This window comes from Nocardia terpenica (genome assembly GCF_013186535.1).
Lineage (GTDB): Bacteria > Actinomycetota > Actinomycetes > Mycobacteriales > Mycobacteriaceae > Nocardia > Nocardia terpenica.
Window position 1 is genome coordinate 2,239,149 of sequence record NZ_JABMCZ010000003.1, and the last position, 14,484, is coordinate 2,253,632.

At 71.4% G+C, this 14,484-nt stretch carries 11 protein-coding genes; 5 read left to right on the top strand and 6 right to left on the bottom strand.

The features are described from left to right. Positions 1-124: 124 nt before the first annotated feature. Both HPY32_RS31965 and HPY32_RS31970 read right to left on the bottom strand, forming a co-directional pair. The gene (locus HPY32_RS31965; RefSeq protein ID WP_171983136.1) at positions 125-1,540 is read right to left on the bottom strand and encodes an alpha/beta-hydrolase family protein; all 1,416 of its coding nucleotides are present in this window, start codon (positions 1,538-1,540) and stop codon (positions 125-127) included. A 272-nt stretch (positions 1,541-1,812) separates the two neighbouring features. Further along, the gene (locus HPY32_RS31970) at positions 1,813-2,556 is read right to left on the bottom strand and encodes a hypothetical protein (protein WP_067578444.1); all 744 of its coding nucleotides are present in this window, start codon (positions 2,554-2,556) and stop codon (positions 1,813-1,815) included. Positions 2,557-2,725: 169 nt separating this feature from the next. Here HPY32_RS31970 and HPY32_RS31975 point away from each other — a divergent pair, with 169 nt between their 5' ends. The 5 genes from HPY32_RS31975 to HPY32_RS31995 all read left to right on the top strand — a co-directional run bounded on the left by HPY32_RS31975 (position 2,726) and on the right by HPY32_RS31995 (position 8,533). Beyond that, positions 2,726-3,937, top strand: a complete 1,212-nt coding sequence (locus HPY32_RS31975) for a sensor histidine kinase (RefSeq protein WP_228786368.1) — start codon at positions 2,726-2,728, stop codon at positions 3,935-3,937. 63 nt (positions 3,938-4,000) lie between these two features. Then, positions 4,001-4,951 carry an undecaprenyl-diphosphate phosphatase gene (locus tag HPY32_RS31980; protein WP_067578446.1) on the top strand — a complete coding sequence of 317 codons (951 nt, stop codon included), beginning with the start codon at positions 4,001-4,003 and terminating at the stop codon, positions 4,949-4,951. Positions 4,952-4,958: 7 nt separating this feature from the next. Continuing rightward, positions 4,959-5,618: a response regulator gene (locus HPY32_RS31985; RefSeq protein WP_067578448.1), complete on the top strand. Its 660-nt coding sequence runs from the start codon at positions 4,959-4,961 to the stop codon at positions 5,616-5,618. 46 nt (positions 5,619-5,664) lie between these two features. Continuing rightward, positions 5,665-7,413 carry a serine/threonine-protein kinase gene (locus tag HPY32_RS31990; protein WP_067578450.1) on the top strand — a complete coding sequence of 583 codons (1,749 nt, stop codon included), beginning with the start codon at positions 5,665-5,667 and terminating at the stop codon, positions 7,411-7,413. Positions 7,414-7,438: 25 nt separating this feature from the next. Continuing rightward, complete coding sequence (locus HPY32_RS31995) at positions 7,439-8,533, top strand: hypothetical protein (protein ID WP_067578452.1); 1,095 nt, start codon at positions 7,439-7,441, stop codon at positions 8,531-8,533. On the opposite strand, the gene HPY32_RS32000 is transcribed toward HPY32_RS31995, so the two are convergent. The 4 genes from HPY32_RS32000 to HPY32_RS44085 form a co-directional block, all read right to left on the bottom strand. Further along, complete coding sequence (locus tag HPY32_RS32000) at positions 8,506-9,537, bottom strand: ATP-dependent 6-phosphofructokinase (RefSeq protein ID WP_067578454.1); 1,032 nt, start codon at positions 9,535-9,537, stop codon at positions 8,506-8,508. The two genes, HPY32_RS31995 and HPY32_RS32000, sit on opposite strands and share 28 nt — an antisense overlap. A gap of 94 nt (positions 9,538-9,631) precedes the next feature. Beyond that, positions 9,632-10,660 (bottom strand): serine hydrolase, encoded by a 1,029-nt coding sequence (locus HPY32_RS32005; RefSeq protein ID WP_231951323.1) that lies wholly within the window; start codon positions 10,658-10,660, stop codon positions 9,632-9,634. A 125-nt stretch (positions 10,661-10,785) separates the two neighbouring features. Then, positions 10,786-11,709, bottom strand: a complete 924-nt coding sequence (locus HPY32_RS32010) for a serine hydrolase (RefSeq protein ID WP_082870607.1) — start codon at positions 11,707-11,709, stop codon at positions 10,786-10,788. Next, positions 11,699-14,440, bottom strand: coding sequence for a serine/threonine-protein kinase (locus HPY32_RS44085; protein WP_309247560.1), 2,742 nt, complete (start codon positions 14,438-14,440; stop codon positions 11,699-11,701). The genes HPY32_RS32010 and HPY32_RS44085 overlap by 11 nt, the downstream gene beginning before the upstream one ends. Positions 14,441-14,484: the final 44 nt, after the last annotated feature.

Sequence of the window (14,484 nt, forward strand, 5' to 3'; positions counted from 1 at the left end):
AACCGTCGATCCCCGCGTGCGCAGACCGTCGATCCCCGCGTGCGCAGACCGTCGATCCCCGCGTGCGCAAACCGTCGATCCCCGCATGTGCAAACCGTCGATCCCGGCATGGTTTTGGCCGGGATCAGCAGCCGCCGAGGGCCGTGCCCTGGTCGATGCCGTAGCGGTGGCCGTGGCCCGGGGCGGGGGTCAGGGCGGCGAGGAGGTCGGCGGAGGTTTGGAGGAAGCTGATCACCGGGAGCCATCGGGGCTGGGGGGCGTCGGGGCGGGTGTCGGTGAGATCGGGGGCGCGCCAGAGGAGTTCGGGGGACCAGCGGACCACCGGGTCGGAGGAGTTGGCCAGGACGGTGGCGCGAGTGCGGTGGACCTGGTTGGCGGGCGGGCCCGCCCACAGGGCCGCGCAGACGCGGTGTCGCTGGTCGGCGTCGTCGGCGAAGATCGCGCTGCCCGCGGTGGCGCCCAGGCTCTGGCCGTAGACGTACAGGTGCGGCGGGTCGGGCAGGGCGGCCAGCCGGTGTTCGACGGCGGTGAACAGGGCGCGGGCGGACCGTTCGGCGGCGGCGCGGCCGAAGACGAAGGTCGCCCAGCTCGGCGCCTCGGAGTATTGCAGCCCGACCAGCGCCACATCGCCGCCGAAGCGCCGGTCCAGCCCCTCGGCGGCCTGGCCGTCGATCCAGCCCGAGCCGGTCGGCACCACCACGACCAGATTCGACCGCCGCAGGCCACCGGATCGCTCCAGCTCGCTGATCGCCAGGGCGACACGGGAATCCAGATCGGGCGCCGATTCGAGGCCGACATACACCCGCACCCCTCGCTGCGGCTGTCCGGCCACGAATCGGCGCCCCTGCGCCCCGAGCGAGGGCCAGCTCACCGCGGAGCCCGTGCTCCCCGATCGGGAGTACGAAACCGGCTGCACCACATCGGGTTCCAGCTCGGCATTGGCGGCCGCGTACGCCTGTTCCCGCCACTGCACCAGCGCCGGAACCACGGCGAACTGCGTGGCCAGCACCGCCAGCACCCCGAGCCCGACGCTGCGCATCCGCCCCAATCTCCGCACCGTCCACCGCAATCCGCGCACCACGCCGATCGCGAGGGCGACGACGACCACGGCCCCGAGCAGACACTGCACCCAGTACCCCGGCCCGACGCCCGGAAAATTCATGGCCGCCCGCAACCGGTTCTGCCAGTAATTCGCATGCACCGCCGCCCCCGTGAGCGCCACCACCCCCACCCCGGCCACCCACCACCGATACCTACCCCACCGCCCATTGACATCGATCCCACGCCACCGCAACACAATTCGCGCCAGCCCGGCAATCGCCAACGCGACCACCACCAGCAGCGCACTCAAAATCGCCTGCGCCCCGGCCGTCCGCGGCAACAGCCCCGGCGCCAACGACGCCACCCCACCCGCAGCCACGGCAAGCGCCGTACCGATCCGCGGCGGATGCCGGGCGGCAAGCGAAAACCCCTGCCGCAGACGGGATCTCACCGTGTCGAACCGCCCGGTGCCCTGGGTCGAGCGGATGGATGAACTCATGGAAACTCCTGAATCAGTAAAATTTGGCGGCCGGGTGCCTATCGCGGCTACGCGCCGATTCCCTTGATCCCGGCGTGCTTTTGGCCGGGATCTCCGCCTTTCGAGTGGATCCCGGCCAAAAGCACGCCGGGATCAAGGAGGGGAACGCCGGGATCAAGGATGGGAACGCCGGGATCAAGGATGGGAACGCCGGGATCAGGGGGGAACGCCGGGGCTGAAAGAGGGGTGCGCCGGAGTGGAGGGAGAGGTGCGCCGGGACCAAATGGTGGGCATCACTGCGAAACCGGCTGGGGTAGGCGGGAAATGATGGTGCGGCGGTACTTGATCGCCGCGAGGATCAGGGCCGCGAAGGCGGACAGGGCCAGGGCGGGTGGGCCGATGAGGCCGAGGAGTTGGGTGGCGAGGTGTTCGCCCTCCAGGCGGGTGCCGAAGAGGTACTCCGGGCGCGGGGGTGCGTAGTTCTGGCGGCGGGAGTTGAGGTCTACCGCGGTGGTGGCGATGGTGGCGAGGGTCTGGCAGCGGAGGTTGTCGAGATCGTCGGAGATGGTGGTGCAGGCGGCGTGCATGCGCTGTTCCAGGGCGGCGTCCACGGCCTGGCGGGCCCACGGGCCGAGGGGCTGGCCCGCGTGGTCGGCGTAGCGGAGGATGTCGTAGCCGAGATCGTGGGCCTTGCAGGCGGTGTCGAACTCGTGGGGGAGCGGGAGGGGGGAGGAGCAGGCGCCGTCGGGGTCGACCAGCAGGCCGTTCTCCATCACGGGCCGGTAGCCCGCGTCCGCGGCGAAATCGTCCGGCAGCGCCACCGACCAGGGATGTGCACCCGTCAGGTCCGTCACCGCGTCCCGGGCCGTCGCGTTCTCGGCGGGGGCGGTGACGCTCGCCGAGGCCGCGGGGGTGAACGCCGCGGTCGTGGCCGCCACCGTCGCGGCCACGGCCAGTGCGGCGGCCCCGCGGCGCAGCACGCGCCGAGAGGTCTTGCCCGCCAACGGGGTACCCGGAAAATCCAGTGCGTCGCTCATGCCGTCCGACGCTAGGAATCGCGGGTCGAACCGCGCCTCACGCTGCGGGTCGAGTTCCGGCACGCAGGGGCGGGGGAGGATCGGCGCCGAGGCCGTACCGGAGTAGGGGCCGCGATCTCACCCGTGGGTATGAGGACGCGGCGAACAGGCGTTATCTAGTGTCGTACCCATGGTTCGGGCAGTGCAGAAGATGGGGCGGGTGGCGCGGAAGCCGGGTCGGCTCCGCACGGAATTCGACATACTCACCGGCATCGTCACTCTCGTCTTCTTCGCGGTGGGGTGGCCCACGCTGCACGTCACCCATCAGGTGCCGATCGCCGCGCAGCCGTTCATCGCGGGCCTGGCCGCCTTCCCCTTCGCCCTGATCCGCGTGAATCCGGCGCTGGGCTGGGCGATCTCGGCGGGGTCGGCGCTGCTGATCGCGCTCGCGATCCCGCATCAGCCCGGCCACCACATGGCGTTCCAGGTGGTGCACATCCTGGCGCTGTTCGCCCTGCTGTTCGCCGTCGCGGTGCGCGCGCCCATGCAGATCGTGGTGATCGCCTGGGCATCCACCTCGGTGCTGTTCGGCACCACCATGTCCAACAACGGGAATCCGTGGGGCTGGCCCATCGGCATGACCGGCCTGGTGATCTTCGGCCTGCTGGTGCGCTGGCTGGTGCTGTCGCGCAAGGCCCTGGTCGAACAGGCCGAGGAGAACGAGCTGGAGCGGGCCCGCCGCGCCATCCTCGAGGAGAAGGCCCGCATCGCCCGCGACCTGCACGACGTGGTGGCCCACCACATGTCGATGGTGGTGGTGCAGGCGCAGACCGCGCCCTACCGGGTGACCGACGTATCCCCGGCCGCCCGTGCCGAATTCGAGTCGATCGGGGCCTCGGCGCGGGAGGCGCTCAACGAGATCCGCAGCATGCTCGGCGTGCTGCGCAGCGATGGGCAGCTGCCCGAGCACGCGCCGCAGCCCGCCGCGGTCGACCTGCTGACCCTGCTCGACGGCGCGCGCCGGGCCGGAATGCCGGTGGAGTGGACCGTCGACGGTGCGCTGCAAGCGATTCCGGACACCGTCGGCCTGGCGCTGTACCGGATCGTGCAGGAGTCGCTGTCCAATGCCTCCCGGCACGCCGCCGGGGCCGCGGTGCGGGTGAGCGTGGCGGTCGGCGCGTCCGCCGTGGAGGTGGCGGTCGGCAACGGCCCCGGCGGGACGACCACCCCGGGCGCCCCGGGCACCGGCATCGCGGGCATGCGCGCGCGGGCCGAGGCCATGGGCGGCGAGCTCACCGCCGGGCCGCGACCGGACGGCGGATTCGAAGTCAGGGCGACGCTTCCGCTGACCGCGGGCGCGGCCGAGGCGGACGCGGCGACGATTTCGGCGGACTCGGTCTAGACGGGTCCGCGACGGGCGGATCGGGTGCGGCGAATCCGGTTCGGACATGCGAGACTCGTCACGATGCTCACCTACATCCAAGCCATCGTCATCGGTGCCCTGCAAGGCGTCACCGAGCTGTTCCCCATCTCCAGCCTCGGGCATTCGGTGCTGGTCCCGGCGTGGATCGGCGGCTCCTGGGAGCAACTGGTCACCGAGGGCGACTCCGCCGACGGCACCCCGTACCTGGCGTTCGTCGTCGCGCTACACGTGGCCACCGCGCTCGCGCTGCTCGGCTACTACTGGCGCGACTGGCGCGACATCATCGTCGGCTTCCTCGTCACGCTGCGCACCCGCCGGATCGAGACCTCCGCGCAGCGGCTGGCCTGGCTGATCATCCTCGCCACCATCCCGGTCGGCGCGCTCGGCCTGGTGCTGGAACATCCGCTGCGCACCATGTTCGCGACGCCGATCTTCGCCAGCGTCTTCCTGACCCTCAACGGCGTCGTGCTCATCGTCGGTGAGGGACTGCGCCGCCGCAACGGTCCGTCGCTGGCCGACTACGGACGGACATTCGCCGAGCGCGAGGCCCGCGCCGCCGCCGAGGCCCGCGGCGTCGCGGTCGCGGCGGACACCCGCGCCGAGTCCGAACGGCGGCTGGCGTCGCTGAGCGTGAAGGACGCCCTCGGCATCGGCCTGGCCCAATCCGGTGCGCTGCTGGCCGGATTCAGCCGCTCCGGCCTCACCATGGTCGGCGGCCTGCTGCGCGGGCTCGACCACGAGGACACCGCCAAGTTCGCCTTCCTGCTCGCCACCCCGGTCATCCTCGCGGCGGGCGTGCTGAAGCTGCCGGAGCTCGCCGGACCGCAGGGCGCGCACATTCACGGCCAGGCCCTGGTCGGCGCGATCGTGGCCGGGGTGGCGGCGTGGCTGGCGGTGCGGTTCCTGGAGCGGTTCTTTCAGAGCCGCACGCTGCTGCCGTTCGCGGTGTACTGCCTGATCGCCGGGCTGGCGTCGATCATCCGGTTCGCGTGAGGTCGGCGTGCCCATCACGGTTCTGATCGCCGACGACCAGGCGATGGTGCGGCAGGGCTTCGGCGCCCTGCTGGCCGCCCAGCCCGATATCAGCGTCATCGGGGACGCGCCCAACGGCAAGATCGCGGTGGCCGAGGCCAAGCGGCTGCGCCCCGACGTGGTGCTCATGGACGTGCGCATGCCGGAGATGAACGGCCTGGACGCGGCCCGCGCCATCCTCGCCGCCGGATTCGATCCGCCGGTGCGGGTGTTGATGCTCACCACCTTCGATATCGACGACTACGTCTACGAGGCATTGAGCCTGGGCGCCAGCGGTTTTCTGCTCAAGGACGCCCCCGCCGACGAACTGGTGCGCGCGGTGCGGGTGGTGGCCGACGGGCAGGCGCTGCTGGCGCCGACGGTGACGCGGCGGCTCATCGCCGACGTGACCCGGCGGCGCGCGCGCCCCAAACCGGCACCGGCGCTGGACATGCTGACCCCGCGCGAACGCGAGGTGCTCGAGCTCATCGCGCGCGGCATGTCCAATGTCGAGATCGCCGAGGCGCTGTTCGTGGCCGAGCAGACGGTCAAGACCCATGTGTCCAAGGTGTTCTCGAAACTGAACCTGCGCGACCGCGCGCAGGCGGTGGTGCTGGCGTACGAGTCCGGGCTGGTGACACCGGGCTGACCGGGTAGGATCGCGACGCGATACGGTCGCCGGAAGGGGAAGTTTGGTGTTGCGCAGCGGTGACGTGTTCGCCGGGTTCACCATCGACCGGCTGCTGGGTCAGGGCGGCATGGGTTCGGTGTACCTGGCGCGACACCCGCGGCTGCCCCGGCTGACGGCATTGAAGCTGCTGAATCGGGAGTTGTTCACCGACGCCGAGATTCGCGCCCGCTTCGAGCGCGAGGCCGACCTGGCCGCGCAGCTGGACCACCCGAACATCGTCGCCGTCTACGATCGCGGCACCGAGGACGATCAGCTGTGGATCAGCATGCAGTACGTCGACGGCGTGGACGCGGCGAGCGTGAACCCGCACTCGCTGCCGCCGGAGCGGGCGGTGCAGGTGATCGAGGGCGTCGCCGAGGCACTGGATTACGCGCACGGGTGCGGCGTACTGCACCGGGATGTGAAGCCCGCCAACATCATGCTGGCCCGCTCGGGCGGCGGCAAGGGCGAACGGGTATTTCTCACCGACTTCGGCATCGCCCGCCTGCGCGAGGACTCCACGCACCTCACCCAGGCCGGAATGTTCACGGCCACACTGGCTTACGCGTCGCCGGAGCAGATGACCGGCACCGCGCTGGACCACCGGTCCGACCAGTACTCGCTGGCGTGCGCGCTGTACTGGCTGCTGACCGGGACCGGGCCGTTCGATTCGCCCGATCCGGCCGCGCTCATCCGCGGTCATCTGCAGCTGCCGGTGCCGCCCGCCAGCGCGCGGCGGCCGGGACTGACACCGGCCATGGACGCCGTGCTCGCGCGGGCGATGGCCAAGGGGCCGCTCGAACGCTTCGCCAGCTGTGCCGATTTCGCGGCCGCCGCGCGGCAGGCGCTCCGGGGCCGGATGCCCGCCATGCCGGTGCCCGTGTCGTCCACCGCGGTGCCGGTGCCGCCCGCCGGGTATCTCCCGGCAGAGGAATCGGTTGCCCCGCAGAGGTATCCGCCGGAGGCTCTCGCCCCCACGTCGCCGGTCTATCCGACCGGGACCGGATTCGCGCCGGTTCCCACTGCGCCGCAACCGATGTCGCGGCGCCCGTCGAACGCCCTGATCTGGCTGGCGGTGGGCCTCACGGTGGTGCTGGTCGCCGTCGTCGCGGTGGGTACCACGCTGTGGCTCGGCTCGGGGCACCACAGGGGCAAGCCGGTGCGCGCCGAGCCGCCGCGCCCCAGCGTCGTGCCACCGCCGGTCCCCACCACCCGGGCCCCGGCCCCGACCTCGATATCGCCTGCGCCGCCACCGGATCCGCGTTCGCAGGCGCAGAGCGGTTTCTCCGCGCTGCTGCCGCCGGGGTCCAACACCACGGTCGGCTACGCGTATCAGGACGCGTCGTGCGCCTGGAAGAAGCCGGGCGAGGCGGGCACGGTACTGCAGGACGAGCCGCTCAAATCCGGTCCGTGGCAGGGTGTTTGGGAGTGCACCCCGAAGGCCGCCGGGACCGGCCTGTCCATCGCGTACGCGGTGGTGGTGTACGACAGCCCCGCCGCCGTGCAGGCCGCGGTCGCCGCGCTGCCCGCCAAATCCGCGGTGCCCGGCTACAAGCAGGGCATCGCGTACAACGCGCACAGCTGGGCGATCCCCGACCGGTACGATCCGGCGCACTACGAGACCGCGCAGCTGGCCGTGACCTTCGACTCCGATCCCCTCCGCGCCGATACCCTGCTGTACGTGCGGCTCTGGGGTGGTTCCGGCGCGCCCGACACCGCCCCGCCCTCCGCGCACGAGGCGGTCGCCGAATGGTGGGAAGCCGCGCCGCTGTGACCCGGCTGTGCCATCGTGGTCACTCATGACCCGTGTGCACGTGATGAGGATGCGGTGGCGGCCCGATGCCGGGCGGCTGGTGACCCTGATGGCGGTGGCCTTCGGCCTGACCGTGGTGATCACCCGCTTGTATCTGATGGCCTCCGGCTACCCCAAGATCGGCGGCAGCACCTATCACATCGCGCACGCCCTGTTCGGCGGCCTGCTGCTGGTGATCGCCTGCATGCTGCAGCTCATGTCGTCCGGGCGCACCGCACTGATCTGGGCGGCGCTGCTGTCCGGTGTGGGTCTGGGGTTGTTCATCGACGAGGTCGGCAAGTTCATCACCTCCGACAACAACTACTTCTTCCCGCTGGCCGCGCCCATCATCTATCTGGCCTTCCTGCTGACCGTGGCCGCCGCCCGCTACGCGGCGAGCCGCCGGGTGCGCTCGCCGGAACTGGCGCTCGGCGCGGTGACCGAGGAGATCGGCCGATCGGTCGGCGCGCGGCTGAGCACCCAGCGGCAGCAGGAACTGCTGACCGAATTGCGCGGAATCGACCCCGACGCCTGCGGACCCGAGTCCCGCGCGCTGGCCGCCGCGCTGCGGGACTACCTCACCGCCGCGCCCTGCGAGACCGAGCCGACGCTGGGCGGCCGCCTGCTGCCGGTCGCCCGGCGGCTGGAGCGGCGGCTGCTGCCCCTGCCCGCGCTGCGTGTGGCGCTGATCGCGGTGCTCATCGCGCACGCCGTCTGGTCACTGCTGCGGCTGGGGCTGGCCGGGGTGGTGATCGCCGGGTGGCATTCGCGCTGGCCCACCCTGGACCGCATGCTCGACGTCACCCACGGCCACGGCTGGAAGTCGATGGTGGGGCTGGCCATCGCCGCCGCCGCCGAACTGGCGGTCGGCATCGGCTGCGCGGTCGGCGCGTTCGCCTGGCTGCGCGGCGACGAGGATCTCGGTGTGCGCCTGGGTATCTGGTCCGATGTGGTGTCGCTGACCGTGGTCAACGTGCTGGCCAGTTACTTCAGCCAGTTCCTCACGGTGTTCACCGCGATTGCCGAGGCGCTTTTGCTGTGGGCGTTGGTGCGCTACCGGATACGGCGCGCTGCTCAGCCGAAGAACGCGGCCGCCTCCTGATAGCGGTCGGCCGGTACCAGCTTGAGCTGCTTGGTGGCCTCCGACAGGGGCACCAGGTCGATCTCGGTGCCGTGCAGCGCCACCATGGTGCCGAACTGCCCGTCGTGCACGGCCTCGGTGGCGTGCACGCCGAAGCGGGTCGCCAGCACCCGGTCGTAGGCGGTGGGCTTGCCGCCGCGCTGCACGTGCCCGAGCACGGTGGTGCGCACCTCCTTGCCGATGCGGCGTTCGATCTCCACGCCCAGCTGATGCGCGACGCCGGTGAAACGCTCGTGGCCGTACTCGTCGACGCCGCCCTCGCGCAGCGCGAACGACCCCGCGGCGGGCTTGGCGCCCTCGGCGACCACGCAGATGAAATGCGAATCCCCGCGCTGGAAGCGGCGTTTGATCATCGTGCAGACCTCGTCGACGTCGAAGGGCACCTCGGGAACCAGGGTGAGGTGCGCGCCCGAGGCGATGCCGCAGTTGATCGCGATCCAGCCCGCGTGCCGGCCCATGACCTCCACCAGCATCACGCGCTGATGGGATTCGGCGGTGGTGTGCAGGCGGTCGATGGCGTCGGTGGCGATGTCCACGGCGGTGTCGTGGCCGAATGTGGCGTCGGTGCAGTCGATGTCGTTGTCGATGGTCTTGGGCACCCCGACGACGGGGACGCCCTCGTCGGACAGCCAGCTGGCGGCGGTCAGCGTGCCCTCGCCGCCGATCGGGATGAGCACGTCGATGCCGTTGTCGTCGAGCGTCTGCTTGATCCGGCCGAGCCCGGCCCGCAGCACATCCGGATTGGTGCGTGCGGTGCCGAGCATGGTGCCGCCCTTGGTGAGCAGGCGGTCGGTGCGGTCGTCGTTGTGGATGTGGATCTTGCGATCCTCGAGCAGACCACGCCACCCGTCCTGAAAACCGACGATCGCGTCGCCATAGCGGCCGTTCGCGGTGCGAACGACGGCCCGGATGACCGCGTTCAAGCCTGGGCAGTCCCCGCCTCCGGTCAAGACTCCGATGCGCATGCCCGCTATCTTGCCGGGCGCGCGCCGATACCGCAGCCCCGCCCCCGATGAATCCTGGGTAACGACGCCTTGGTCGGCGTGTCTGGATTGTCCGTCAGTGCGCGCCGGGGCAGTGCCCCACCGGCAATTCCCCCAAATGCTTGCCGATCAGCGTGACCATCTTGTCGAGCATCTGGGTGCCCTCGGTGAAGGAGCCCGAATTGGCCTGGGCGGCAAGGGCGATGGCCATCTCGCCGCCCGGGGTGGTGACCAGGCCGAGCTGGCGGACCAGGTAGTTGCCGTTCGGGTCCGGCCCCCAGCCGCCCTTGTACTGGGCGTTGTCGAGATGGCCCAGGCCCCACTGCTGCCCCCAGACCACCTTGCTCATCAGGGTGGTCACGGTGTCCGCACCGGGCAGGCACGGCAGGTGCGCGGTGAAGCGCGCCTGATCGGCCAGCGCCCAGGCGGCCTGGCCGAAGGCCGAATAGTCCGGCCGCGCCCGGGTCGCGGGCACCGTGGTCGTGGTGTCGCCGCCGTCGCGCAGCACCGCCTGCACCGCCTGCGCCGCCGCGTCCGGGGTGCCCAGCGACTGCCACAGGCCGTCGGCGGCGGTGTTGTCGGACTCGGTGATCGCGGCCGACATCTGGTAGGTGCCGGTATTGCCGTTGGTGCGGAGCACGGCCAGGGCGAGCGGCACCTTCATGGTCGACCACGCGGGTCCGGTGGTCCAGTTGCCCATGGTGACCGGCCGGTCGCCGCCGACGGCCTGGATCGCCATGCCCGCGTGCCCGTTCAGCGACGGCAGCAGATCGGCGAAGTCGGCGGCCAGCGAGCCCGGCAGCGCCACCACCGCGCCGGTGCCCGACGGCGCGCTGGGCCGGGCGATGGTGGCGGCCGGGCCCGGATCCGAATGCGAGGAGCACGCCGGAACCAGCAGCAGCGCGCCACAGCAGAGCGCGGTGAGCAGTACGCGGATCCGCTTGCCCGGCCGGATCGTCCGGCGGCGTCCGGCGGCGTGCGCGGGACCGGCTGCGGCCGTGGCCGTTCCGGCGCCGCGCTCTCCGCCCGTTGCGAAAGTGCCCGATAGTGGGCACAATTCGCGCGCCGGGAATCGGTTGTCCGGCCGCGATTGCGGTGCGTCCACCCGTCTACCTCCAACATCAGGGGTGGCCGGAAACCGTTCCACCCGTAGTCGAGGCATTCTGTGCCGTTCCGGGCGTGCGGTCAAATGCTGTGACCGCAAGTGTCGCTAATGCGCCGAATCCCCTGTCACGCGCGGCATTCGCCGCCGCCGAGTTCGTGCACGTGCCGGGCCAGCAGCGCGGCCAGCTTGTCCAGCATGGCCGTCGCGTCGTCGTACAGGCCCGAATCCGGTTGGGCGGCAAGCGCCACCGCCAGCTGCCCGGACCACGTGGGGACCAGCCCGAACTGGCGCACCAGGTAGTTGCCGGTCACGTCGTCGGGGCCCCAGCCGCCCTTGAATTCCGCGCCCACGAACGCGCCCAGGCCCCAGCTCTGGCTGGAGGTGATCTGGCCCATCAGGTCGACCACGCGGGAGGCGTGGTGCAGGCAGGGCAGCCGGGAGGCGAAGCGGACCTGGTCGAGCAGGGTCCACACGGTGGAGCCGAAGGCCAGCGGATCGTCCACCGACACCTGCCCGTCGGGGTTGTGCCGCTGGGCGATATCGGTGGTGGTGTCGCCCGCCTCGCGCAGCACCGCCTCGACCGCGTCGGCGGCCTGGTTGCCGCCGCCCAGCGCCTCCCAGAGCGCCTGCGCCGCATCGTTGTCCGAGGCGGTGATGGCGGCGGTCGCGGTATCGGTGAGGCCGACCGGGTCGTGGCGCAATGCGGCCAGCGCCAGCGGCACCTTGATGGTGGACCAGGCGATGCCGGTGGTCCAGGTGCCCAGGGTGAGGGCGTGGTCGCCGCCGACCCGCATCACCGCCAGTCCCACGGTGCCGTGCAGATCCTGCTGCAGGTTCGCGAAATCGGCGGCCAGGGTGGCGGGGACGCCGAAGCTCTCGTCGACGGGATCGGCGGTGGGGTGGGGTGTTTCGGCACCGGGCGAGGCGACGACCCCGACGGGCGCGGCGGTGTCGGCGTGCGCGGCGCACGCCGACACCGCCAGCATCGCCGACAGCAGCGCGGCGCCGCGGAACCCCCTGCGCCGCAGGCGCTTGCGCTCAGTAGACATACACCACCGCGTTCTCACCGCCGCTACAGGTGACCACCCGGCCCGAGGTTGTGCAGGTCATGGTGTAGGACCGGCCGGTGACCGGGCTGAGGGCCACCACCGTGGCGGGCTGCGACCCGGCGGATGCGGCCTGCGCGTAGGCCGCGCGCACCGCCTCGGCGAAACCGCAGGACGTGACCGAGGTGCCGGTGGCCGCGTGCGCGTACTTGCCTTGTGCCGCACCGGTGCTCTGGCACGCGGTCGCGCCGGGCGGCGGGGTGGCCGCGGCCGAGGTGCTGGTGGCCGCGCCCGTCGTGGTCGCGGCCGACGGGGACGGGCTCGCGGTGGCGGCGCGGGTGGTGGGGGAGCCGGTGGATATCGCCACGGAGGTACCCGGGGGCTTGTTCAGCACGTGCCAGCCGAACGCCGCCACCACCGCGGCGAGGGCGACGCCGAGCACGCCGAGGACGATCGGCACGGCGATGGAGCGCTTGTTCGCCCGCCGGTCGTCGTATTCGTCGGCGGCGTAGTCGCTTCCGCCGTAGTGCTCGTCGTAGCCGTACCCCTCGCCCTCCTCGTAGCCGTACTCGTCGCCCTCGTAGGCGGTTTCGGCACCGGGCTGCCGCAGATCCGAGCGCGGCAGGAATTCGGTGCGCGGCGGCAGTTCCCACGGCGCCGGGGGCCGTGGCGGCGACTGCTGCGGCAGCGGGGTGAACTGAAACTCGCCCGGCCGCACCAGTGTCGGATCCGACGGGTGGATCACCGGGAGATCGCTGCCGGTGTCGTGCTCGTCCCCCTGCTTGGCAGGCGGAATGATCCGCAGCGTACCCGTGGTCGGAGGCTCGAACCCGTGCGCCTGCGGATCGGTATCCTCGGCATCCGACGGCGCCCGATCGCGCGCCATGAACGTGGTCGGGGAATCGGCCGTAGACGGCCGCCCGGTGCCCACCCCCGTCGGCATCACCGTGGTCGGCGCCCCCGCCACAGGCGGCTCCCCACCCTCGTCGAGCGGATACCCCCGCGGCGCAGGCTCCTGCCCCGCCTCGACCGGAAACACCCGAGTGGGATCCGCCCCCCGCGGCCGCATCTGCGCCGCAATAGTCGGCCCCTCCGGCCCGAACGGCTGAAAAGTGGTCGCCTCGTCCCGCATCCGCACCCCGGGCATATCGCGCCCACCCCCAGCCCCGTAACCGCCGGGTACAACATCGGCACTGGTCTCACCGGATGCCTCGTAACCACCTCGCGCACTCCGGCTTTCGGGCCCGCCCTCACTCACCGACGCGCCATATCCGCCTTGCCCGCTCCCGGGGCTCGGTGCGCCATGGGTGTCTTGCCCGCTGTCGCCGACTGGCTCGCCGTATGTGCTGCTGTCGTTGGCTGGTGCGTCGTACGTGTCTTGTCGGCTGCCGCTGGCTGGCGTGCCGAACGCGCCTTGTCGGCTATCGCCGACTGGCTCGCCGTATGCGTGCTGTCGGCCCTCGCTGGCTGGCGTGGCGTACGTGTCTTGTCGGCTCTCGCCGACTGGTGCGTCGTATGCGTCTCGTCGGCTGTCGCCGACTGGCTTGCCGTATGCGTGCTGTTCGCTGGCTGGCGTGGCGTACGTGTCTTGTCGGCTCTCGCCGACTGGTGCGTCGTATGCGTCTCGTCCGCTGTCGCCGACTGGTGTGCTGTTCGCCTCTTGTTCGCTCCCGTTGTCCGGTGTGCCGTAGCTCTGTTCGCTGGTGCTGACCGGTTCGGCGTAGGTGGCGCGATCGTTTTCGGCGTCTGGTGCCGTGTGCGGGACGGGTGGGTTGCTGCTGCGTAGCGTGTTGAGGGCGTTCAGGGCGAGGTAGGTGGTGGCCTCGGTGCGGGAGGGGGGATTGACCGGCGGTGGTGGGTGGGGGGTGTCGGGGGTTGGTTGGGGGGTGCGGTAATTCGGGGACAGGCCGATGGCGGCGCGGGCGGCGCCTGCGAATTCTCCGGCGGTGGGGTAGCGGTCGGCGGGGGTCTTCGCCATGGCGTGGGCGATGACCGCGTCCAGGGCGGGCGGGACGTCGGGGCGGTGCAGGCTGGCGCGCGGCGGGGGTTCGGACAGGTGGGAGCGGATGAGCACGCTCACGCTCTGTACCGGGAACGGGGTTGCGCCGGTGAGGCATTCGTGCAGCACGCAGCCCAGCGAGTAGACGTCGGCGCGGCCGTCGACCGGGCCCACGTCGAACCGCTCGGGCGCCATGTAGATGTAGGAGCCGATCGCGGTGCCCACCAGCGTCATCCCGCTGTCGCCCTCGCTGCGGGCGATGCCGAAGTCGGCCAGGTACGCGAAATCCGCCTCGGTGACCAGCACATTGGCCGGTTTCACGTCGCGGTGCACCAGCCCGGCGGAGTGCGCGGCATCCAGCGCGTCCGCCACCTGGTCGACGATCGCGACCGCCCGCGCCGGATCCATCGGGCACTCCCGGCGCAGCAGCGCACGCAGATTCTGCCCGCGCACCAGCCGCATATCGATGTAGAGAACCCCGTCGATCTCACCCCAGTCGTGAATCGGGATGATATGCGGCTCGGCCAGCCGCGCCGTCGCCTGCGATTCGCGGCGGAAGCGTTCCTGATAGCTCGGATCGTGCGCCAGCTCCTCGGGCAGCAACTTCAGCGCAACGACCCGCCCCTTGCTGGTGTCATAGGCTTCGTAGACCTCGCCCATGCCGCCCCTGCCCAGCAGTGAGCGCAGCTCGTACGGGCCGAATCGGCTGCCGGCCCGTGAGCGCGGTGCGTTCACCGGTGAAACCTCCACATCCCTGGGCAGGGTGCGATACCCGTGCC